Origin of the sequence: Pseudomonas sp. B21-017, from assembly GCF_024749245.1 — a bacterium.
In the GTDB taxonomy this organism is placed as follows: domain Bacteria; phylum Pseudomonadota; class Gammaproteobacteria; order Pseudomonadales; family Pseudomonadaceae; genus Aquipseudomonas.
Map to the genome: position 1 here is coordinate 5,883,049 of NZ_CP087194.1, position 22,146 is coordinate 5,905,194.

General features: G+C 60.4%; 18 protein-coding genes. 5 read left to right on the forward strand and 13 right to left on the reverse strand.

The annotated features are described in order from the left end of the window. Positions 1–194: 194 nt before the first annotated feature. From trpE to LOY28_RS26890, 10 genes are all read right to left on the reverse strand, one after another. On the reverse strand, positions 195–1,676 hold the full coding sequence (gene trpE, locus LOY28_RS26845) for an anthranilate synthase component I (RefSeq protein ID WP_018928867.1): 1,482 nt from the start codon (positions 1,674–1,676) through the stop codon (positions 195–197). Between the two features lie 70 nt (positions 1,677–1,746). Beyond that, the gene (locus LOY28_RS26850; protein WP_018928866.1) at positions 1,747–2,565 is read right to left on the reverse strand and encodes a phosphoglycolate phosphatase; all 819 of its coding nucleotides are present in this window, start codon (positions 2,563–2,565) and stop codon (positions 1,747–1,749) included. Next, positions 2,562–3,236 (reverse strand): ribulose-phosphate 3-epimerase, encoded by a 675-nt coding sequence (gene rpe, locus LOY28_RS26855; RefSeq protein WP_007941649.1) that lies wholly within the window; start codon positions 3,234–3,236, stop codon positions 2,562–2,564. The genes LOY28_RS26850 and rpe overlap by 4 nt, the downstream gene beginning before the upstream one ends. 91 nt (positions 3,237–3,327) lie before the next feature. Further along, positions 3,328–4,476, reverse strand: a complete 1,149-nt coding sequence (locus LOY28_RS26860) for an iron-containing alcohol dehydrogenase (protein ID WP_019580746.1) — start codon at positions 4,474–4,476, stop codon at positions 3,328–3,330. 139 nt (positions 4,477–4,615) lie between these two features. After that, positions 4,616–5,440, reverse strand: coding sequence for an ABC transporter permease (locus LOY28_RS26865; protein WP_018928864.1), 825 nt, complete (start codon positions 5,438–5,440; stop codon positions 4,616–4,618). A gap of 12 nt (positions 5,441–5,452) precedes the next feature. Then, positions 5,453–6,700 (reverse strand): ABC transporter permease, encoded by a 1,248-nt coding sequence (locus tag LOY28_RS26870; protein WP_018928863.1) that lies wholly within the window; start codon positions 6,698–6,700, stop codon positions 5,453–5,455. Positions 6,701–6,820: 120 nt separating this feature from the next. Next, the gene (locus LOY28_RS26875) at positions 6,821–7,864 is read right to left on the reverse strand and encodes an ABC transporter substrate-binding protein (RefSeq protein ID WP_018928862.1); all 1,044 of its coding nucleotides are present in this window, start codon (positions 7,862–7,864) and stop codon (positions 6,821–6,823) included. Between the two features lie 49 nt (positions 7,865–7,913). Beyond that, positions 7,914–9,038, reverse strand: coding sequence for an ABC transporter ATP-binding protein (locus tag LOY28_RS26880; RefSeq protein ID WP_018928861.1), 1,125 nt, complete (start codon positions 9,036–9,038; stop codon positions 7,914–7,916). Between the two features lie 339 nt (positions 9,039–9,377). After that, positions 9,378–10,019, reverse strand: a complete 642-nt coding sequence (locus LOY28_RS26885; RefSeq protein ID WP_177325199.1) for a response regulator transcription factor — start codon at positions 10,017–10,019, stop codon at positions 9,378–9,380. Positions 10,020–10,091: 72 nt separating this feature from the next. Beyond that, positions 10,092–12,488, reverse strand: coding sequence for a PAS domain S-box protein (locus LOY28_RS26890; protein ID WP_018928859.1), 2,397 nt, complete (start codon positions 12,486–12,488; stop codon positions 10,092–10,094). Between the two features lie 73 nt (positions 12,489–12,561). Here LOY28_RS26890 and LOY28_RS26895 point away from each other — a divergent pair, with 73 nt between their 5' ends. After that, a complete protein-coding gene (locus tag LOY28_RS26895) occupies positions 12,562–13,554 on the forward strand; it encodes an alpha/beta hydrolase family protein (protein ID WP_018928858.1) in 993 nt (330 codons plus the stop codon). A 43-nt stretch (positions 13,555–13,597) separates the two neighbouring features. Here the strand turns inward: LOY28_RS26895 and LOY28_RS26900 are convergent, their stop codons facing one another. From LOY28_RS26900 to LOY28_RS26910, 3 genes are read right to left on the reverse strand one after another with little or no spacing between them, the layout of a single operon-like run. Further along, positions 13,598–14,362, reverse strand: coding sequence for a TerB family tellurite resistance protein (locus tag LOY28_RS26900; protein ID WP_026286624.1), 765 nt, complete (start codon positions 14,360–14,362; stop codon positions 13,598–13,600). Between the two features lies 1 nt (position 14,363). Next, complete coding sequence (murU, locus tag LOY28_RS26905; RefSeq protein ID WP_018928856.1) at positions 14,364–15,035, reverse strand: N-acetylmuramate alpha-1-phosphate uridylyltransferase MurU; 672 nt, start codon at positions 15,033–15,035, stop codon at positions 14,364–14,366. After that, complete coding sequence (locus LOY28_RS26910; protein ID WP_018928855.1) at positions 15,032–16,051, reverse strand: aminoglycoside phosphotransferase family protein; 1,020 nt, start codon at positions 16,049–16,051, stop codon at positions 15,032–15,034. The genes murU and LOY28_RS26910 overlap by 4 nt, the downstream gene beginning before the upstream one ends. Positions 16,052–16,181: 130 nt before the next feature. Here LOY28_RS26910 and LOY28_RS26915 point away from each other — a divergent pair, with 130 nt between their 5' ends. Genes LOY28_RS26915 through rsmA form a run of 4 tightly spaced genes read left to right on the forward strand, consistent with a single transcriptional unit; the run spans position 16,182 to position 22,093 of the window. Then, a complete protein-coding gene (locus tag LOY28_RS26915) occupies positions 16,182–18,995 on the forward strand; it encodes an LPS-assembly protein LptD (RefSeq protein ID WP_258612745.1) in 2,814 nt (937 codons plus the stop codon). Next, complete coding sequence (surA, locus tag LOY28_RS26920) at positions 18,976–20,292, forward strand: peptidylprolyl isomerase SurA (RefSeq protein WP_018928853.1); 1,317 nt, start codon at positions 18,976–18,978, stop codon at positions 20,290–20,292. Before LOY28_RS26915 ends, surA begins: the two co-directional genes overlap by 20 nt. Further along, positions 20,289–21,278: a 4-hydroxythreonine-4-phosphate dehydrogenase PdxA gene (pdxA, locus tag LOY28_RS26925; RefSeq protein ID WP_018928852.1), complete on the forward strand. Its 990-nt coding sequence runs from the start codon at positions 20,289–20,291 to the stop codon at positions 21,276–21,278. Before surA ends, pdxA begins: the two co-directional genes overlap by 4 nt. Then, entirely contained in the window at positions 21,275–22,093 is an 819-nt protein-coding gene (rsmA, locus tag LOY28_RS26930; protein ID WP_018928851.1) for a 16S rRNA (adenine(1518)-N(6)/adenine(1519)-N(6))-dimethyltransferase RsmA, read from the forward strand. The genes pdxA and rsmA overlap by 4 nt, the downstream gene beginning before the upstream one ends. The last annotated feature ends 53 nt before the right edge of the window (positions 22,094–22,146 follow it).

Consider the following 22,146-nt stretch of genomic DNA (forward strand, 5'->3'; position numbering starts at 1 on the left):
AGCTGGGCAGAGCGTGCAATATGGCCGGAGCGACAGCTCGCGAAACAATCGAAGGGTTAGCGACAGATGGCAAAAAGCTGGAAGTTTTTTGGCGGTGTCGAGAGCGGCCGAAGCACAAGATCAAAAGATTAAAAGGGGAATGACAGGCATAAAAAAACGCGGCGCCCTCGCAGGCACCGCGTTTTCTATGTGGATCAGTTTTCCGGGGTTTGTTCGGCCAGGGCCACGGCGCGGAACATTGCGCGACGCTTGTTCAGGGTTTCTTCCCATTCCAGCGCCGGTACCGAGTCGGCGACGATGCCGCCACCGGCCTGCACATGCAGTTCACCGTTCTTGATCACGGCGGTGCGAATCGCAATCGCGGTGTCCATGTTGCCGTTCCAGGCGAAGTAACCGACCGCGCCGCCATAGACGCCCCGCTTGACCGGTTCCAGCTCGTCGATGATTTCCATCGCGCGAATCTTCGGTGCGCCGGACAAGGTGCCGGCCGGCAGGATCGCCCGCAGTGCGTCCATCGCTGTCAGCCCGGCCTTCAATTGGCCGGTGACGTTAGACACGATGTGCATCACGTTGGAATAACGCTCGATGACCATCTTCTCGGTGAGCTTCACCGAGCCGATTTCCGAGACGCGCCCAGTATCGTTGCGGCCCAGATCGATCAGCATCAAGTGCTCGGCGATTTCCTTGTCATCCGACAGCAGGTCTTTTTCCAGCGCCAGGTCCGCCTCTTCGTTGGCCCCGCGTGGGCGAGTGCCGGCAATCGGGCGCACGGTGATCAGGTTGTCTTCGACCCGCACCAGCACTTCCGGCGAACTGCCGACGACGTGGAAGTCGCCGAAGTTGAAGAAGTACATATACGGCGTCGGGTTGAAGCAACGCAGCGCCCGGTAAAGATCGATAGGCGCAGCCTTGAAGTCGATCGACATGCGCTGGGACGGCACGACCTGCATGCAGTCACCGGCCAGGATGTATTCCTTGATGGTGTCGACGGCTTTCTCGTAATCGTCCTGGGTGAAACTCGAACGGAACACCGGATCGGCCGATTGCTGCTTGCTGAAGTCCAGGCCACGGCGCGGTGTGATCGGCTGACGGAGTTGTTCCAGCAGCGCTTGCAGACGCGCCTGACCTTGTTCGAAGGCATCTTCCTGCGACGGATCGGCCAGGACAATCGCGTGCATCTTGCCGGCGAGGTTGTCGAACACCACCACCGCATCGGACACCATCAGCAGAATGTCCGGCACGCCCAGCGGATCCGGGTTCGGGCATTTGCCCAGACGCTTCTCCACATAACGCACGCAGTCGTAACCGAAGTAACCGACCAGACCGCCGTTGAAGCGCGGCAGACCGGCAATGGTCGGCACGTTGTAGCGTGCCTTGAAGGCTTCGACGAAGGCCAGTGGGTCTTCAACGTCGTGGCTTTCGATCTCGACACCGTCGTGGGTCACGCTGACGTGGTGATCGTGAACCCGCAATACGGTGCGGCACGGCAGGCCGATGATCGAGTAGCGGCCCCACTTCTCGCCGCCCTGCACCGACTCCAGCAGATAGGAGTTCGGCTCGTCGGCCAGTTTCAGGTAGATCGACAGCGGCGTGTCGAAGTCGGCCAGGGTTTCGCAGGCAAGCGGGATGCGGTTGTAGCCGGCAGCGGCCAAACGCAGGAATTCTTCGCGGATCATGAGGTGCCTCGTGGCTTGAGGGTCTAACGGTCAGGTATGCAAACGCGCCGGTACGCCGGCCAGGAACAAGTCAGGCGCGCCAACGCCAGCGGGCCAGGGCCTTGATGACTTTCATCCAGAGTTTGCGAGTGACCACCACGATGGCGTTTCCAGCAGGGGGTTGAACAGCGTCGGGCAACGTTATCTCAGCGGCCGGATCCAGGCAACCGGGAATTAGTTTGCGCAGATCATCGATCACCAGCGCCGGCGACTCTTCGGCAATCGGCCGACCGTGGTTATAACCGTAACTGAGGGCCACGCATTTGACCCCCGCCGCTTTCGCCGCCAGCACATCGCTACGCGAGTCGCCGACGAACAATGATTGCGACGCCGGAATGTTGGCCATTTTCATCACAAAAAACAGCGCAGCCGGATCAGGTTTCTGTTGTGGCAGGGTGTCGCCACCGATGATCCATTTGAAGTAACGGCCGATCTTCATCTGATCCAGCAACGGCGCGACGAAGCGCTCCGGCTTGTTGGTGATCAGCGCCATCGCCACGCCCTGCTTGTGCAGCCATTTCAGGGTGTCGCGCACACCGGGATAGACCACGGTCAGCTCATGCCCCTCACCGTAGGCTTCCATGAAAATCTGCAGTGCACCCTCGGCTTCGCCATCATCGACCGACGAATGATCGATGCCGCCGGCCAGTGCACGGCGCACCAGCACCGGCGCGCCGTTGCCGACCCACTCACGCACCGGTTCGATGCCGACCGGGTCACGCCCGAGCTTGAGCAGCATGTTATCCACAGCCGCTGCGAGGTCAGGGACCGAATCGACCAGCGTGCCATCCAGATCGAACATCACCAGCCGCGGCAGACGCCCCGGGAACAGCTGCTCAAAACCGCTCATGGGCGAGCCAGCGCCAGTTCGGAGCGCATTTTTTCAATCACTTCCTGGTAGTTCGGCGCATTGAAGATCGCCGAGCCGGCCACGAAAGTGTCGGCGCCCGCAGCGGCGATTTCGCGGATGTTGTTCACGTTCACCCCGCCGTCGATTTCCAGGCGAATGTCACGCCCGGAAGCATCGATCAGCGCCCGTGCCTCACGCAGCTTGTCGAGGGTGGCTGGAATGAACTTCTGCCCGCCGAAGCCCGGGTTGACGCTCATCAGCAGGATCATGTCGACCTTGTCCATCACGTACTTGAGCACGTCCAGCGGGGTCGCCGGGTTGAACACCAGGCCCGCCTTGCAGCCGCCTTCGCGGATCAGTTGCAGGGAACGGTCGACGTGCAGCGTGGCTTCCGGGTGGAAGGTGATGTAGGTCGCACCGGCCTCGATGAAGTCACCGACGATGCGGTCCACCGGGCTGACCATCAGGTGCGCGTCGATCGGCGCGGTCACGCCGTACTTGCGCAGCGCGGAGCAGACCATCGGGCCGATGGTCAGGTTCGGCACGTAGTGGTTGTCCATGACATCGAAGTGCACGAAGTCGGCGCCGGCGGCCAGGACGTTGTCCACTTCCTCGCCCAGGCGGGCGAAGTCGGCGGAGAGAATCGACGGAGCAATAACGAAGGGCTGCATGACGCACCTTTTCTGAGCAGAATCACGATGGCGCGCATTGTATACCTCATGCTTTGACGCGCGCACCGTGCTGCGATGATTGGGGCAAGTCCTAGTAGGCCGCTCGGTAGATCTTCTCGATATCGGTGGCGCTCAACTTGCGCGGATTGTTGCGCATCAGGCGTTCGGTGCCAGCGGCTTCCACGGCCATGGCCGGGATCGCCTCCTCGGGCACCCCGAAACTGCGCAGACCTCGCGGGATCTCCACGGCGGCGCACAGCTCGGTCATCGCCTCCACGGCTTTATCCGCCGCCTCACTGGCGCTCAGATGAGCGGTCTTCACCCCCATGGCCTCGGCAATATCCTGCATGCGTTCCACGCAGGCCATCTTGTTCCAGGTCATGACATACGGCAGCAGCAAGGCATTGCTGACACCATGGGCAATGTTGAAACGCCCACCCAGCGGATACGCCAACGCATGCACCGCACCGACCCCGGCATTGCCGAACGCCATGCCGGCCATCAGGCTGGCGGTGGCCATGTCTTCGCGGGCTTGCAGGTGGGCGGGATTGGCGTAAGCCTTGGGCAGCGCCTTGGTAATCAGCTTGATCGCGCCAATGGCCAAGGCATCGGTGATGGGCGAGGCGTTGAGCGACAGGTAGGACTCGATGGCGTGCACCAGCGCATCGACGCCACTGGCGGCAGTGACACTGCGCGGGCAGGTCAGGGTCATTTGCGGGCTGACCAGTGCCACGTCCGGCAACAGGTAATCGCTGATGATGCCCATCTTCAGCTGCGCGACCTTGTCGGAGAGGATGGCCACGTTGGTCACTTCCGAACCGGTGCCAGCGGTGGTCGGGATGGCGATCAGCGGCGGGCCTTTGCGCGGCACCTGATCGATGCCGAACAAATCCTCCAGCGCGCCGTGATAACCGGCATAGGCGGCAACACTCTTGGCGATATCGATGGCACTGCCGCCGCCGAGGCCGATCAACCCGTCATGCCCACCCTCACGATAAACCCGCATGCAATCTTCGACGATGGCGATTTCCGGGTCCGGCAACACCCGGTCGAAAATCTCATAACTGCGCTCGCCCAGCTGCGCCAGCGCCAGCTCCACCGTGCCGGACTTGACCAGCGCGGCATCGGTGACGATCAGCGGGTTGTCGATGTCCAGACGTGTGAGCTCGGCCGCCAGTTGCTCGATGGCACCTGCGCCGGTGATCAGTTTGTGAGCGATTTTGAAAGAGGAAAGACTCATGTGCGCAGCCTCTTATAGATAGGGGAGCTGGGCACAATAGTAGCTGGGGATTGGGGTTTGTCTGCTATTAAGTTGGTGAATGATCGAGGTGCTTCTGTCGATCGTTCCCACGCTCGCGCGGGAACGATCACAGTTGGCGTCAGGCTTGGGCGGTACGCAGTTTTTCGCTGCGCCCACGCAGCCATTCCAGGGTCAGCAACAGGATCACCGAGAATGCGATCAGCAGCGTCGCGGCAGCGGCGATTGTCGGGCTGAGGTTTTCGCGGATGCCGCTGAACATCTGCCGAGGCAAGGTCGCTTGTTCGGGACCGGCGAGGAACAGCGTCACCACCACTTCATCGAACGAGGTAGCGAAGGCAAACAGCGCACCGGAAATCACCCCCGGCGCAATCAACGGCAAGGTCACCCGGCGGAACGTCGTCAGCGGCGAAGCTCCCAGGCTGGCCGCGGCCCGCACCAGGTTCTGGTTGAACCCCTGCAAGGTCGCCGATACCGTGATGATCACGAACGGCACGCCCAGCACGGCGTGCACCACGATCAACGAGGTATAGCTGTTACCGAACCCCAGTGGCGCGAAGGTCAGGTAACTGGCCACACCAATGATCACCACCGGCACCACCATCGGCGAAATCACCAGCGCCATCACCAGCGCCTTGCCCGGGAAGTCGCCACGGGTCAGGCCGATCGCCGCCAGCGTACCGAAGATCATCGCCAGCACGGTCGCTGCCGGAGCCACGATCATGCTGTTCTTCAACGAACGCATCCATTCCGCCGAGGCAAAGAAGTCCTGATACCAGTGCAGCGAGAAGCCTTGCAGCGGGTAGACCAGAAAACTCCCTGAGTTGAACGACAGCGGAATGATCACCAGCACCGGCAAGATCAGGAACAACAAAATCAAGCCGCAGAGAATCCGCAAGCTGTAGAACCACACCCGTTCGATGGGCGACATATAAGGACTCAGCATTTCACTCTCCCCTTAGCTCAGGCGCAGTCGACTGGCGCCCACCAGCCAGCTGTAAATCAGATAAAGCACCACGGTCGCCAGCAGCAACAGTCCACCGAGCGCGGTCGCCATGCCCCAGTTGATGCTGGTGTTGGTGTAGAAGGCGACGAAGTAACTGACCATCTGATCGTTCGGGCTGCCCAGCAACGCCGGGGTGATGTAGTAGCCGATGGCTAGGATGAACACCAACAGGCAACCGGCGCCAACACCGGCATAGGTCTGCGGGAAGTACACCCGCCAGAAACTGGCGAACGGGTGGCAGCCCAGGGAAATCGCCGCACGCATGTAAGTCGGCGAGATACCTTTCATCACGCTGTAGATCGGCAGAATCATGAACGGCAGCAGGATGTGCACCATCGAGATGTAGACCCCGGTGCGGTTGAACACCAGCTCCAGCGGCTTATCGATGACGCCCATGGCCATCAGGCCGCTGTTGATCAAGCCGCCCGATTGCAGCAACACGATCCACGCCGCGACCCGAACCAGAATCGAGGTCCAGAACGGCAACAGCACCAGAATCATCAGCAGGTTGCTTTGGCGCGAGGGCAGGTTCGCCAGCAGGTAGGCCAGCGGATAAGCAAGCACCAGGCAGATCATGGTGATGATCAGGCCCATCCAGAACGTACGGGCAAAGATGTCGAGGTAGATCGCCTGATCGGGAGTGGCCCGGGCCAGTTCGCCGAGGTCGTCGATACGGTGATCGACGGCGGCCAGCAGGTAATAAGGCGTCACGCCACTGGTGTTGCGGCGCACCACCTGCCAATAGGCCGGATCGCCCCAGCGTTCGTCGAGTCCTTCCAGCGCTTCTTTATAAGAAGCAGGCTCCGTGGCGAACGGCAAGGCGCGCGCGGTTTTGGTCAGCAGGCTGCGGTAGCCGGCCAACTCCATGTTCAAGCGCTTGGACAAATCACCCAAGGTCTGATTCTTGCGGGCTTCGGCGAGGTCTTCGCTGGCGGCCTTGTACACAGGCTCTGCCGGCAGGCCTCGGCCATCCCAACTGGCGATGGCTGCCACAGTGCGCGGCATCACGCCGACCACTTCCGGGTTACCGACGCTTTTGTAGAGCAGCGCCACGATCGGCACCAGGAACACCAGCAACAGAAACAGCACCAACGGCGCGATCAAGGCTTGTGCTTTCCAGCGGTTGATTCGCTCGGCGTGCTTTAGCCGCTGCTTCAAGGTGGGGTCGGTGCCCGCGTTCACGGGAACGGCGATAGCCATGGCGTACTCCGGAAATCTTTGATCGTTACAGAGGGTGGCACTCCATAACTGGGAGGCCACCTCTGTTCTTGTTAGCTACACATCAGCCCCTGTAGGAGAGGCAAGCCCACAGTGTTGTGGTTACTTGGCAGCCCAGGAATTGAAGCGCTGCTCCAGTTGCTCGCCGTTGTCAGCCCAGAAGCTGACGTCGATCTGCACCTGGTTGGCGATGTTTTCCGGGGTGGTCGGCATGTCTTTCAGGACATCCTTGGACAGCAATGGCACTGCCTGGGTGTTGGCCGGGCCGTAGGCGATGTTTTCCGAGTAGGTCTTCTGCTGTTGCGGCTGTACCGAGAAGGCGATGAATTTCTTCGCAGCTTCGGCACGGGTCTTGTCCAGACCTTTTGGAATGGCCCATGCGTCGAAGTCGTAGATGCCGCCGTTCCACACCACTTTCAGGTTGCTTTCTTTTTGTACCGCGGCGATCCGGCCGTTGTAGGCCGAGCTCATGACCACGTCACCGGAGGCGAGGTATTGCGGCGGTTGTGCGCCGGCTTCCCACCACTGGATGCTTGGCTTGAGTTCATCGAGTTTCTTGAACGCGCGGTCCTGGCCATCTTTGCCGGCCAGCACTTTGTAGACGTCTTTCGGCGCAACGCCGTCAGCCATCAGTGCGAATTCCAGGGTGTACTTGGCGCCTTTGCGCAGGCCGCGCTTGCCCGGGAATTTCTTGGTGTCCCAGAAATCAGCCCAACTGGTCGGAGCGGTTTTCAGCTTGTCAGCGTTGTAGGCCAGCACGGTCGACCACACGAAGAAGCCCACGCCGCAAGGCTGGATAGCGCCTTTGACGTAGTCTTCAGACTTGCCGAACAGCTTCGGATCAAGCTGCTCGAACATGTCTTCGTCGCAACCACGGGACAGTTCCGGCGATTCAACTTCCACCAGGTCCCAGGACACGCTCTTGGTGTCAACCATGGCTTTGACCTTGGCCATTTCGCCGTTGTATTCGCCAGCGACGATTTTGCCGTGGCCCGCCGCTTCCCATGGTGCGTAGAAGGCTTTGACCTGCGCCGCCTTGTTCGCCCCGCCAAAGGACACCACGGTCAGGTCCGGGCCAGCCGCCATCGCGTGCGCCGCGCCGATCATGCCGACGACCAGGGCGGTGAATTTCAGGGATCTCAACATTTATTGTTCTCTCCACGTGCAGGGTTGGTGTTGGTGAAGCAGGGGGCGATCAATGCGCCTCTAGAAGTGGGTCGAGCGCGCGAACGTGTTCGACCTGCCAGCCAAGCGGTACCACGTCGCCGACAGCCAGCGCAGGATCGAGCTCGGCAATCGGTTGTTTCACGAAGAAGTCGGTCTTGCCGCAGACTTCCAGGCGAACCCGGACGTGGTCGCCCAGATAGATGAATTCCGCCACCCTTCCCGAGAAGCGGTTGACACAGGACTCGCTCGAGCCATTGAGGCTCACGCGCTCCGGACGAATCGACAGCGTGACGGGTTCGCCGGTCTTGCCGACGTTGACCGCCAGTGCTTCAACCTTTTCACCGCGACCAAGCTCGACCACGCAGCGATCACCGGTGTGGCTGTGCAAGCGGCCGTTGAGGCGGTTGTTCTCGCCGATGAAGTTGGCGACGAAAGTATTTTTCGGCTCTTCGTAGAGCGTGCGCGGTGGCGCGATCTGCTGGATCTCGCCCTGATGGAACACGGCGACACGGTCGGACATGGTCAGGGCTTCGCCCTGGTCGTGGGTCACATAGACCACGGTCACGCCGAGGCGCTGGTGCAGGTGTTTGATTTCCATCTGCATGTGTTCGCGCAGTTGTTTGTCCAGTGCGCCGAGGGGTTCGTCCATCAGCACCAGTTGCGGTTCGAACACCAGGGCACGGGCCAGGGCCACACGCTGCTGCTGACCGCCGGACAGTTGCGCCGGATAGCGCTGGGCGAAAGTATCGAGCTGAACCATGCTCAGCACACGCTTGACCCGGTCACTGACGTCGCTCTTGTTCAAGCCGCGCACGGTCAGCGGGAACGCCAGGTTCTCGGACACGGTCATGTGCGGAAACAACGCGTAGTTCTGGAACACCATGCCGATGTCGCGCTTGTGCGGTGGCACGTTGTTGATGGAACGCCCGGCCAGTTGAATCTCCCCGGCGGTCGGCGTTTCGAAGCCGGCGAGCATCATCAGACTGGTGGTTTTGCCGGAACCGGACGGCCCGAGCAAGGTAAGGAATTCGCCTTTGCGAATTTCCAGGTTGAGGTCTTTGACGATCAGGTTCTCGCCGTCGTAGCTCTTTTGCACTCCACGAAAGCTGACCAGAATATCGCTGGCCCCTGCACTTGAATCAACCTGGCTCATACCCACACCTTTGTTATTGATGACTGCTGTGGACTAAGCCTAGTGGACGCTGGGAGCCGCGCAAATCGGGGCGCAGGAGAGAATCGCCTCAGCCGGATGGAAGGTTGGGGGTAGGGATTGCCCTACAAGGATGGCGGGGATGGATATGTCGATTCTTGATGGCGACAGACGGTGAGCTGCAAGCCACAGGAACCGGTAAAAGCGGCTTTGCATGCATGTCGTAAATGGACATGCCTCTTCTTTCTGTAGGAGCGAGGCTTGCCCGCGAAGGCGATCTCACTGGCGCCAAAAGCTTCGCGGGCAAGCCTCGCTCCTACAAAATCCACAGTGAACCCTGGATCACAGGAGTTTGTGTTCCATCGCGTACTTCACCAGTTCAGCCAGGGAGGTGATGTTGAGTTTCTGCATCAGCCGCGCCTTGTGGGTACTGATGGTTTTGCTGCTCAAGGCCAGTTGCTGGGCGATGTCGTTGACGTTGGCGCCCTGGGCCAGGCGTTCGAATACCGAGAATTCACGCTCCGACAGCAGCGAATGCAGCGGCCGCGTGTCGGTCAGGCCGACTTCGAAAACCATGCGGTCGGCCAGGTCCGGATCGATGTAGCGCCCGCCCGCCGCGACCTTGCGAATCGCCGTCAGCAACAATGCCGGATCGCTGTCCTTGGTCGCGTAACCCGCAGCGCCGACCTTCAACGCCCGAGCGGCCATCTGCGCTTCGTCGTGCATCGACAGCACCAGAATCGCCGGCGGATTGCTCATGGCGCGAATCCGCGGGATCGCCTCCAGGCCGTTGACCCCGGGCATGGAGATGTCCAGCAACACCACTTCGCAGGGAACATGGCGCAAGGTATCGAGCAACTGCTCGCCATTGCTCGCCTCCCCGACCACCAGCAAGTCCTTGGCCAGGCCGATCAATTGCTTGATGCCTTCGCGAACGATGGTGTGGTCTTCGGCTACCAATACACGGATCACGTTCTTCTCCATTCTTCTTATGTCAGAACCAAGATCTATCGCGGGCTTGCCTGCAAAGGCGCCAGCTCAAACAACACAAAACCATCAGGCTTCATCCAGCGGCACTCGCACCGTCAGGGTCGTGCCCTCCCCCGGCTCACTCTCAAGCGACAATTGCCCGCCCATGATCAACACCCGCTCACGCATGCCGACCACACCGAAGGATGTCGGCCTGCCAGGCGCGGCGACAAATCCTACGCCATCATCGCTGACAGTCAGACAAAGCTCATCGCCCTCAAGGGCCAGCGTCAGTTCAACAGTATGCGCCTGGGCGTGGCGCATGACATTGGTCAGCGCTTCCTGAAGGATGCGGAACAGGCCGATGGCCTTGGCATCGCTGAGCACCGGCAAGTTATCCGGCACTTGTACCAGACACGGAATATGCGTGCGCGCCTCGAACCGTCGGGCCTGCCACTCGATGGCCGAGGCGATCCCGGCATCGAGAATCGGTGGCCGCAGCGCCGTGGCCACATCACGCACCAGTTGAAACAGCTGCGCGATCAAACGCTTCATGCTGTTCAAGCGCTCGTGCAGGCCAGGGTCGAGCTGCGCATAAGCCAGTTCGCACATGGACGTTTCCAGCTTCAACACGGTCAACATCTGCCCCAGCTCGTCGTGAACTTCCCGGGCAATCCGTGCCTTCTCCTCTTCCCGCACACTCTCCAGATGCGCAGACAACTCGCGCAACTGCTCACGGGAGCTGGCCAGCTCCAGCTCGATGCGCTTGCTCTCGGTGATGTCCCAGACGATCCCGTCCCAGACATAGGCGCCGTCTTCCAGTCGGCGGGTAATGGCCTTGATCTCAGCCCAGCGTTGTTCGCCCTGACGGGTCAGAATCCGTCCCTGCCACGACCAGTCGCTGTCGGTGTCCAGTGCATGGTCCTGGGTCTGGTGATAACTGGCCTTGTCATCCGGATGCACCAGGCTGCGCAGGCCTTTGTCACGATGGGCCAGGGTGGCGGGCGAGTAGCCCACCAGGCTCTCGCTGCCTTCACTGATGTAGGCAAAGTCGATCTGCCCGGTCACTGGCGCGCGCTCCAGACGAAAGACCAGCCCGGGGACGTTGGCGGCGATCCCCTGCAGCCGTGCTTCACTTTCCTGCAAGGCGGCCAGGGCGCGACGACGCTCGGTGACATCATTGAGGTAAACCACCAGGTATTCGCCCTCGCGAAAACGCAAGAAGCTCAACGAGACATCCGCCGGCAGAATACTGCCATCGGCCCGCACACAATTGGTTTCGAAACTTAGCGGCCCTTCCTCACTGGCCCGGGCGCGTTTCCACAGGCTCAGCCAGCGGTCCATGTGCAAACCGGGCTCGAAATCGATCAAGGGTCGATCAATGATCCCGCCCGCCGGATAGCCGAGCATGCTTTCGGCGGCACGGTTGGCGTAGCGCACATGGCTGTCCCAGTTGACCCAAAGGATGCCGACGGTGCTTTGATCGATGGAGAACTGCGTGAGGCGCAAGGCCTCTTCGCTAGCCTCGCGCAGGGCAATGTCTTCGCGCGCCGCCAGCAAACGTTGCTCCAGACTGTGTTGCTGACGACGCTGCCAGAACACAATGGCCATGCTGCTCAGCAATAACACCAGCAACAGCAGGCAGAGATTTTTCCAGAAAACCGGTGAATCGGACAGCCGCGGGTACTTGGGTTGCAGCCATTGATCGTGCAGTCGCTCGAGGTCTTTGGCCGGAATCGCGCGCAGCGCGTTTTCGACGATGCCGGCCAACTCCGGCCAGTCCCGACGCGTGGCCACTCGCAACAGTTGCGGGAAACCGATGTCGCCCACCACGGCCAGCCCGGCAAACTCGGGTTCGGCTGACAGACGCCCGAATTGCGCTTCATCGACCACCGCGTAACCGGCCTGCTGACTCAACAACAGTTGCAGCGCCTGGCGCTCCAGAGGCACGCCCTGCAGGTTCAAATGCGGATAGGTACTACGCAAGAAATCGGCGGTGACGCTGGGCATGCGCACGGCGACGCGGGTCTGACTGTCGAGTTTTTCCAGCTCCACCACCCCCGTACTCTTCTGGTCGCTGACCACCAGTTGCGGCACCCGCATGTACGGATCGGAAAATTGCCAGAGTCGTAAACTGGCGGGAGTCTGGGTCAGCCCCGGCGCGATATCGATATCGCCTTCGCGCGCGGCGGCTTCCAGTTGCGCAAGATCAGGATAATTACGCCAGCTCAGCTCGACCTTGAGCGACTTGGCCAGCCACTTCATCAACTCGATGTTGACCCCGGACAGGCGCTGCAAGCGGCGATCGTATTGAGCATAGGGCACTTGCAATACAACCCCGACCCGCAACTCTTCATGCTGCGCCAGCCATTGCTGTTGCGCCGAAGACAATGACACGACATGCGCCGGCGGCGCGGGAGCCGCCCAGCCCATCAAGGGAAACCACAAACAGCCGATAACCCACAGGCAGCGAAAATGCATCATCGAAGTCTCACACACTGACAAATACTGACCAACCCATTAGGCTGCCGGAATAACTTCTGGCCTGGAATATCCGATGCCCCCTGTCTACCGCCTGGCACTGCCAGCATTGTGCCTGTCGCTGATCCTGCCGTGCGCCTTTTCCGTCGAGGCGGCCGACCCGGCACCTGCCACTGCGGAAAAGCCCGCCGAAGAAAAACCGGTCGAACGCCAGCCGCTGCTTGAGCGTAGCCAGGAAGAATCGACGGCACTTGAGCGACAAATTCCTGCGCAGGAACAGCAACAACTGCAAGCCGGTACCGACAGCTTTCTCGCCTTGTGGAAACCAGCCAATACCGCCGAGCCCAAAGGCGCGGTGATTATCATCCCGGGTGCCGGTGAAACCGTTGACTGGCCGCAAGCAATCAGCCCATTGCGCCGCCAATTGCCGGACGCCGAGTGGAGCAGCCTGAGTATCACCTTGCCGGATCTGCAAAGCGAAGCCATTGCGCCACGTATCGTCGAAGTGGCACCAGTGCCCAAAGCGCCTGATGCCGGCAACAAAGACTCGACCACCGCGGCGCCCATCGAACAGGCCGCCGGCGGCGAAGCGGAGGTGGCCGACAAGGCTATCGCCGAAACCACCGAAGAACACGCCAAAGCCGACGCCGAGCGAATTTTCGCCCGCATCGACGCGGCCATCGCTTATGCCGAACAGCAAAGCGCTCGCAAAGTCGTCGTGCTGGGGCATGGCACCGGCGCTTACTGGGCCGCGCGCTATCTGAGCGAGAAGCAGCCATCGCAAGTCGAGAAGTTCGTGATGGTCGCCGCCCAGACGCCTGTTACGGCGAAGCCTGAGCTTGCCGAGTTGACGCCGACGATCAAGCTGCCGACTGCCGACATCTTCTATATGGACAAACCACTGGATCGCAACGCGGCACTGGAACGCTTGCAGGCCAATAAACGTTTGAAGACATCGGCGTTCAGCCAGGTCTCGCTCAAGGCACTGCCGGGCAATGCCAAGGCTGAGCAAGAGCAGTTGGTTCGCCGGGTGCGGGGATGGTTGAATCCGCAGCCTGCGGCGGACTGATGGATCGCGTCGCCCCATTCGCGGGCGACACAACTCTGCCCTGCTATCGAAAGTCCCGCCGTTCACGAATCAACGTGTAGGCGTTGTGCAATTCACGAGTCTTGTCCGTCGCCTCACGAACCTGCAACGCCGTCGCACCGCTGCCGGCAATCTTGTCCGGATGATGGCGACTGAGCAGGCGTCGATAGGCGCGTTTGATCTGTGCTGGCTCGCTGGTCGCCGACACGCCCAATAACCGCAAGGCGTCCTGATACGTAATCGCGCTGCTGACCAATGGTCGCTTCGGCTCGTAGTCACTCGCCAGTGCCTGTACCTGTTGCGGCGTCCAGCCCAACCATTTGCCCCACTGGGCAATCAGTTCGCGCTCGCTGCTACCGGCGCGGCCATCGGCCCAGACCATCCGCCAACAGGCACGCAACACGCCTTCCGCCGCATGGGGCTGAGCACTCAAGCGTCGCAGATAACCACGCAACCGATCGTGCCCCGACTTGCCGCGGTTGAACGCCGCTATCGCCCGACGTTGCGCCGACTCGGTCATCTCCAGCGCACGCATTTCCTGTCGCGCCTGCTGAATGTGGCCATCCACTACCCGCCCATCACTCTTGGCCAATCGGCCCAGCAACACGAACAGCAGTTCATCGTTGCGCAGCACCGAGCGGCCACCGAACTTTTCCCATAAATGTGCCCAGCTCTGCAGGTGCAAGCGCCGATCCAGCGCCTGTCCCAATAAAGCACCGAGCATGGCCCCCGGAATGCTGGCTATGGCAAAGCCCGCTCCGGCTCCAATCAGAGTCCCTGGCCACAACATGTCAGCGTCTCGCTTCTATCAAGGTTTCTACTTCAGCCAGGCGCTCGTGAGTGCCGACATCTACCCAATGTCCATTCAGGCGCTCGCCCGTCACTTGTCCATCGGCCATGGCTTTGCGCAACAATGGCGCAAGCTTGAAGGCCCCGGCCGAGCAACCGTCAAACAGCTGCGGGTGCAGCACGGCGATGCCGCTGTAGGTCAGGGTTGGGGTATCCGGCTGACCGTCCTGCACATGGCCATCGACCAGAGTGAAGTCCCCGCTCGGGTGATGCGCCGGGTTGTCCGCCAGGATCAAATGGGCGAGCCCGACGATGGGCTGGTGCAACACGCTGAAGTCGTAGTCGGTCCAGATGTCGCCGTTGACCACCACAAAAGCCTCATCACCCAACAAAGGCAACGCGCGGAAAATACCGCCACCGGTTTCCAGCGGTTCACCTTCCGGCGAATATTGAATGCTCACGCCATATTTCGAGCCATCCCCCAGATAATCTTCGATCTGCTGACCGAGCCAGGCATGGTTGATCACAATCTCGGTAAACCCCGCAGCCGCCAGCGCGTGCAGGTGATACTCGATCAAGGGTGCTCCGCCGGCACGAACCAGTGGTTTTGGCGTGGTCAGGGTCAGCGGACGCATGCGCTCGCCTTTACCCGCCGCCAGAATCATTGCCTTCATGCCTTCACTCCAGCACGCAGACTGGCCAGCAACACATCCAGCTCAGCCAGTTCAGGACGACGGGCAATGACCGCGTCTATATAAGCAAAGAAACGCGGCACATCGCCGAGATAGCGTGGCTTGCCGTCGCGATGGCAAATGCGGGCGAAGATGCCGATGACTTTCAAGTGACGCTGCACGCCCATCAGGTCGCTGGCGCGCAGAAAGTCTTCAAAGTCCGGCTGAACCGGGATGTCGAGCGCACCGGCTTGCTGCCAGTAATCTTCCAGCCAGCCGCGCACGCGTTCTTCAGGCCAGCTGAGGAAGGCGTCCTTGAACAGGCAAGTCACGTCATAGGTCACCGGCCCGTAGACCGCGTCCTGGAAATCCAGCACACCGGGATTCGGCTCGCTGATCATCAGGTTGCGCGGCATGTAGTCGCGATGCACCAGGACTTTAGGCTGAGCCAGAGCGCTGTCGATCAGCAGGTCGCTGACCTGCTGCCAGAGCACTTGCTGCGCCGCATCGAACTCGATACCCAGTTCGCGCTTCACGTACCACTCGGGGAACAGTTCGAGCTCGCGACGCAGCAACGCGACGTCATAACTCGGCAGCGGCGCCACCATCGGCAATTGCTGGAAAGCCAACAACGCTTGCAGGGCATCCTTGAACAAATCGTCGGCATTTTCGCTTTCGATCACGTCCAGATAAGTCTTGTTGCCCAAATCATTGAGCAAAAGGAAACCGCGCTCGAGGTCCTCGGCATAAATTTTCGGCACGTTTATGCCGGATTTCGCCAGCAGAAAAGCGATATCCACAAAGGGTTTGCAGTTTTCCTGGGGCGGTGGCGCGTCCATCACGACGAAACTTCTGCCCGCGCCTTCCCAGCGGAAATAGCGCCGAAAACTCGCGTCGCTACTGGCCGCGGTCAACGTGGCCGGGGGCACGGCGCCCCAACCTTGTTCTGCAAAGAGGATAGCCAACTGTTCATCGAGCCAAACTTTCAGGTGTTGCAAGCGTACATCTTGGTCAGGCATTGCAAGGGTCTCCGACGGCGCTAGCCGTCAAGCGGGTCATGCTTTATTATCCAGCATCTTTTTCAGACCATCGAGAGGCGTGCGGCCCACACCGCGGGCAGATGGCACGCAGGAAGCCCGGACTAATAAGATGGCATTGAAATCCCCCGCGTTTCGTAAAAAATTTCCGTTGTTGGTTACCGGCAGTCTGCTGGCCCTGCAACCCCTGGCCACGTCGTTCGTGGTCGCCGCGGAACAGTATGACTGCTCAGTCTCTGCTTCGGGTGCCTGGGACTGTGCGCCAAAGGCGCCGGCCGCTGCATTGCCGCCGCGCCCCGTGCATGAAGGCAGCGCAGTTTCCGCCACTGGAGAAACCCCGGCAGGCACCGCCTCCAGTGAAGACACCGGCGCCAAACCTGTGCTGGTTACCGAGTCCAAGGGCCGCGGCCTGAAGTCGCGTAGTGAAGACTACAGCCACCTCGACTGGGTTCCGCGCGAGAAGCTCACCGCAGCGCAATTGGCCGAAACCGGTCCTTACTGCTCTGGTTCCTATATCGAACCGATTCGTCCTGGCATGAATGACAAGACGAATAAAAGCGACGCTCCAACCTTTATCGGCGCCAAGGCCTCCCGCTATAAGCAGGAAGAGCAAGTCGCGACCCTGGCCGGTGACGTGGTCATGCGTCAGGGCAGCATGCAGGTCGAAGCCGACGAAGCGAACCTGTACCAGGCCGAAAGCCGTGGCGAACTGGCCGGCAACGTGCGCATTCGCGACAATGGCGCACTGATCGTGGGCGACCACGCCGACGTGCAGCTCGATACCGGTGAAGCCAAGGTCGACAACGCCGAATACGTGATGCACAAGTCGCGCATCCGCGGTAACGCGCTGTACGCCAAACGTGCCGAGAACGCGATCATCCGTCTCAAGGACGGTACGTACACCACGTGCGAACCGAACAGCAATGCCTGGCAGCTCAAGGGCAACAACATCACCTTGAACCCGGCCACCGGTTTCGGTACCGCGACCAACGTAACGCTGCGGGTCAAGGACATTCCGGTTCTGTACACGCCGTACATCTATTTCCCGATCGATGACCGTCGCCAGTCCGGCTTCCTGCCGCCGACCATCGGCACAGGCAGCGATACCGGCTTCATGCTGGTCACCCCGTACTACTTCAACCTGGCGCCAAACTACGACGCCACGTTGTACCCGCGCTACATGAGCAAGCGCGGCCTGTTGATGGAAGGCGAATTCCGTTACCTGACCAAGTCCAGCGAAGGTCAGTTCGGCGCCGCGTACCTCAACGACGAAGATACTGAGCGCAGCAAGCAGACCGACTACGAAAAAACCCGCTACATGTACAACTGGCAGCACAAGGGTGGCCTCGACTCGCGCGTCTTTACGCAGGTTGACTACACCAAGATCAGCGATCCGTATTACTTCCAGGATCTGCAGACTGACCAGATTGGCGTGAAAAGCGCTGACTACGTGAACCAGCAGGGCTCTGTCACCTATCGTGGCGACAGCTACACCGCTCGCTTGAACGCCCAGGCCTATCAGCTGGCGACCGTTTCGAACATCACGCCGTATGACCGTTTGCCGCAGATCACCTTCAATGGTCAGCTGCCTTATCATCCGGAAGGGCTGAATTTCGATTACGAGACAGAGGCCGTGCGGTTTGAGCGTGATTTGAAGAGCGGTGACTTCGTAAACCAAGACGGCACGGTTGCATCACGTCTTGATAACAACGTGACCGGCCTGGCACGTGCCAACGGCGACCGCTTGAATCTCAAACCGGCTGTCAGCCTGCCGTTGAACTGGACCTATGGCTTCCTGAAGCCTTCGCTCAAGTACCAATACACCCAGTACCAACTGGATCTGGACGGTACTGGCAAAAGCCAAATCGCGGCCCAGGATCAAGCCGCAGCTGCAGCCGGGACTGAAAACATCAACGGTCATTTCGGCAGCAACCAGAACCGTGGCGTGCCGATTGTCAGTATCGACAGCGGCCTGTATTTCGATCGCGACACCCAATGGTTTGGCAAGAATTATCGCCAGACCCTCGAGCCGCGCCTGTTCTACCTCTATGTACCTGAGGAAGACCAGAAGGATATTCCAGTATTCGACACCGGCGAATACACCTTCAACTATGCCTCGCTGTTCCGCGACAACCGCTTCTCCGGCTCCGACCGCGTCGGCGACGAGAACAAACTGTCGCTGGGCGTGACCAACCGCTGGATCGAAGACAATGGTTTCGAACGTCAACGCATCAGCGTCGGCCAGGCCTTGTACTTCAAGGACCGCGAAGTCCAGTTGCCAGGTATCGATGCAAAAACCCGCGCCGATGCTCAAGCCAACGTTTCGCCATATGCACTGGAATACGAATACCGCTGGAACCGCGACTGGCGTACAACGGCCGACTACAACTGGGACCCGGACAGCCGCAGCCCTCGCTCGGGCAGCGCGATGTTCCACTACCAGCCTGAAGACAACCCGAACAAGGTCATCAACGCCGGTTATCGCTATCGCAATGACCAGATCCGTTATGACCAGAACACCGGTAAATGGACGGTGGGCGGCGGTGACTACGGCACCCCGGGCACACCTGGCTACGTGAAGGACTACTACAAGATCAAACAGCACGACTTCTCGGTGATCTGGCCGATCGTGCCGCAATGGAACGCCATCAGCCGCTGGCAGTATGACTACAACCGCAACCGTACCCTGGAAGCCTTTGGTGGTTTCGAGTACGACAACTGCTGCTGGAAACTACGCCTGATCAACCGTTACTGGGTTTCCTATGACGAATTCAGTCAGGAAGCTCCACAAAACGAAAAAGGCGACCACGGCGTCTTCCTCCAAATTGTTCTGAAGGGACTCGGCGGCCTCACCGGCGCCAAAGTAGAGAGTTTCCTCGACAAAGGCATCCAAGGTTATCGTGAACGTGAAGACCAAGCTTTCTGATTGTCTGCGCCCGCTGATGCTGGGCGCGCTGTTCCTGGGTACCGCGGCCAACGCCGCGGTACAGTCCATCGATAAAGTGGTGGCCATCGTCGACAATGACGTGGTCATGCAGAGCCAACTGGACCGGCGCGTTCACGAAGTTCAGCAAACCATCGCCAAACGCGGTGCTGCCGTACCGCCTACCGGCGTACTGGATCAGCAAGTGCTTGAGCGCCTGATCGTCGAAAACCTGCAATTGCAGATCGGCGAGCGCTCCGGCATCCGCATTACCGATGAAGAACTGAACCAGGCTGTCGGCACCATTGCCCAGCGCAACAACATGTCGATCGAACAATTCCGCGCCGCTTTGGCTCGCGACGGCCTGTCTTATGACGATGCCCGTGACCAGATCCGCCGCGAAATGATCATCAGCCGTGTGCGTCAGCGCCGTGTGGCGGAGCGCATCCAGGTGTCCGAGCAGGAAGTGAAGAATTTCCTGGCATCCGATCTGGGCAAAATGCAGCTGTCCGAAGAGTTCCGCCTGGCCAACATCCTGATTCCTACGCCGGAAAGCGCCAACTCCGAGGCGATTCAGAATGCCGCCAAGCAAGCCGACGCGGTTTACCAGCAACTCAAGCAAGGCGCTGACTTCGGTCAGTTGGCAATCGCCAAATCCGCCAGCGAAACTGCACTGGAAGGCGGCGACATGGGATGGCGTAAAGCCGCTCAATTGCCACCTCCATTCGACCGCCTGCTGAGCACCATGGCCGTTGGCGACGTAACCCAGCCAATGCGCACCCCGGGCGGCTTCATTATCCTGAAGATCCTCGACAAGCGTGGTGGCGAAGCGCAGGTGCGTGACGAAGTTCATGTACGCCACATCCTGGTCAAACCAAGCCCGATTCGCGACGAAGAAAAAACCAAGGCCCTGGCTCAATCGCTCTACTCCCGTATCGAAGCGGGCGAAGATTTTGGCGAGCTGGCGAAAAGCTTCTCGGAAGACCCGGGTTCCGCCCTCAACGGCGGCGACCTGAACTGGATCGATCCGAACGCACTGGTGCCTGAATTCCGCGAAGTGATGGCCAAGACCCCGCAAGGTCAGCTGTCCAAGCCGTTCAAGACCCAATATGGCTGGCACGTCCTGGAAGTCCTTGGCCGCCGCGCCACCGACAGCACGACCCAGGCCCGCGAGCAGCAAGCGATGACCGTACTGCGTAACCGCAAATACGACGAAGAGCTGCAAACCTGGCTGCGTCAGATCCGTGACGAAGCGTACGTAGAAATCAAACTCCCTGGTGCAGACCAGGCAGCGCAGTGAAACCCAAGCGTTTCGCGCTGACCCCCGGCGAACCGGCCGGCATAGGTCCCGACCTGTGCCTGCTGCTCGCCTCGCAAGCCCAGCCACACCCCCTGATTGCCATTACCAGCCGCGACCTGCTCCTTGAGCGGGCCGCGCAGCTGGGCGTGGTTGTCGATCTGCTGGCGGTCACGCCGGACAGTTGGCCAGATGTTCCTGCACCGGCCAACAGCCTGTATGTGTGGGATACGCCACTCAACGCCAGGGTCACCGCCGGGCAACTGGACAAGGCCAATGCGGCTTTCGTCCTGGAAACCCTGACCCGCGCTGGCCAGGGCTGTCTGGATGGGCATTTCGCCGGCATGATCACCGCGCCGGTGCACAAAGGCGTGATCAACGAATCCGGGATCGCCTTTTCCGGGCACACGGAGTTTCTCGCTGACCTGACCCACACCGCGCAAGTAGTGATGATGCTCGCCACCCGCGGTTTGCGCGTGGCGCTGGTCACCACTCACCTGCCTCTTCGCGAGATTGCCGACGCGATCACGCCGGAGCGGCTGGAGCGGGTCACGCGGATCCTGCACACCGATCTGAAAGAAAAATTCGGCATCGCCCAGCCACGCATCCTGGTTTGCGGGCTCAACCCGCACGCCGGTGAAGGCGGTCATCTGGGCCATGAAGAAATCGACATCATCGAACCTACATTAGAGCGCCTGCGCGGCGAGGGCATGGACCTTCGCGGCCCCCTGCCCGCCGACACTCTGTTTACCCCCAAATATCTGGAGCACTGCGACGCGGTGCTGGCGATGTACCACGACCAGGGCTTGCCTGTGCTGAAATACAAAGGCTTCGGCGCGGCAGTCAACGTGACCCTCGGCTTGCCGATCATCCGCACATCGGTCGACCACGGCACCGCCCTGGACCTGGCCGGCAGCGGCAACATCGACACCGGCAGCCTACAAGTCGCCCTGGAAACCGCCTACCAGATGGCCGAGACCCGTTTATGACCGAGCATTACCAACACCGGGCGCGCAAGCGCTTCGGCCAGAACTTCCTGCACGATGCCGGCGTTATCGATCGCATCCTGCGCTCCATTCACGCCAAACCTGAAGACCGCCTGCTGGAAATCGGTCCGGGCCAGGGTGCATTGACCGCCGGCCTGCTCAACAGCGGCGCTCAACTGGACGTCGTAGAGCTGGACAAGGACCTGATCCCGATTCTCAATCAGCAGTTCGCCGGCAAGAGCAACTTCAACCTGCATCAGGGTGACGCGCTGAAGTTCGACTTCAACAGCCTGAACGCTGCGCCAAACAGCCTGCGAGTGGTCGGTAACCTGCCGTACAACATCTCGACGCCGCTGATCTTTCATCTGCTGAACAACGCCAACCTGATTCGCGACATGCACTTCATGCTGCAAAAGGAAGTGGTCGAACGTCTGGCGGCGGGTCCGGGTGGCGGTGACTGGGGTCGCCTGTCGATCATGGTTCAGTACCATTGCCGGGTCGAGCATCTGTTCAACGTCGGCCCGGGCGCGTTCAATCCTCCGCCGAAAGTCGACTCCGCGATCGTGCGCCTGGTGCCCCACGCGGTACTGCCGCACCCGGCCAAGGATCATCGCCTGTTGGAGCGCGTTGTGCGTGAAGCCTTCAACCAGCGCCGCAAGACCCTGCGCAACACACTGAAACTTTTGCTGAGCAATGCCGAAATCGAAGCCGCCGGCGTCGATGGCAGCTTGCGCCCCGAGCAGCTCGACCTGGCCGCCTTCGTACGCCTGGCCGACAAGCTCAGCGAACAAGCCCTACAAAAGCCTGCCACTGACTGACAGGCGATGAGCGCTATCGGGTAGGACGCCACTCTGGTTTACTACCCGATACT

Coding starts and splice junctions, on each gene's coding strand:
- trpE (WP_018928867.1), bottom strand. CDS start 1,676: ATGATCCGCGAAGAATTCCTGCGTTTGGCCGCTGCCGGCTACAACCGC.
- LOY28_RS26880 (WP_018928861.1), bottom strand. CDS start 9,038: ATGAGCCAGGTTGATTCAAGTGCAGGGGCCAGCGATATTCTGGTCAGC.
- murU (WP_018928856.1), bottom strand. CDS start 15,035: ATGAAGGCAATGATTCTGGCGGCGGGTAAAGGCGAGCGCATGCGTCCG.
- LOY28_RS26860 (WP_019580746.1), bottom strand. CDS start 4,476: ATGAGTCTTTCCTCTTTCAAAATCGCTCACAAACTGATCACCGGCGCA.
- LOY28_RS26890 (WP_018928859.1), bottom strand. CDS start 12,488: ATGATGCATTTTCGCTGCCTGTGGGTTATCGGCTGTTTGTGGTTTCCC.
- LOY28_RS26850 (WP_018928866.1), bottom strand. CDS start 2,565: ATGAGCGGTTTTGAGCAGCTGTTCCCGGGGCGTCTGCCGCGGCTGGTG.
- LOY28_RS26885 (WP_177325199.1), bottom strand. CDS start 10,019: ATGGAGAAGAACGTGATCCGTGTATTGGTAGCCGAAGACCACACCATC.
- LOY28_RS26865 (WP_018928864.1), bottom strand. CDS start 5,440: ATGCTGAGTCCTTATATGTCGCCCATCGAACGGGTGTGGTTCTACAGC.
- LOY28_RS26895 (WP_018928858.1), top strand. CDS start 12,562: ATGCCCCCTGTCTACCGCCTGGCACTGCCAGCATTGTGCCTGTCGCTG.
- LOY28_RS26870 (WP_018928863.1), bottom strand. CDS start 6,700: ATGGCTATCGCCGTTCCCGTGAACGCGGGCACCGACCCCACCTTGAAG.
- LOY28_RS26875 (WP_018928862.1), bottom strand. CDS start 7,864: ATGTTGAGATCCCTGAAATTCACCGCCCTGGTCGTCGGCATGATCGGC.
- LOY28_RS26900 (WP_026286624.1), bottom strand. CDS start 14,362: ATGTTGTGGCCAGGGACTCTGATTGGAGCCGGAGCGGGCTTTGCCATA.
- rsmA (WP_018928851.1), top strand. CDS start 21,275: ATGACCGAGCATTACCAACACCGGGCGCGCAAGCGCTTCGGCCAGAAC.
- LOY28_RS26910 (WP_018928855.1), bottom strand. CDS start 16,051: ATGCCTGACCAAGATGTACGCTTGCAACACCTGAAAGTTTGGCTCGAT.
- rpe (WP_007941649.1), bottom strand. CDS start 3,236: ATGCAGCCCTTCGTTATTGCTCCGTCGATTCTCTCCGCCGACTTCGCC.
- LOY28_RS26915 (WP_258612745.1), top strand. CDS start 16,182: ATGGCATTGAAATCCCCCGCGTTTCGTAAAAAATTTCCGTTGTTGGTT.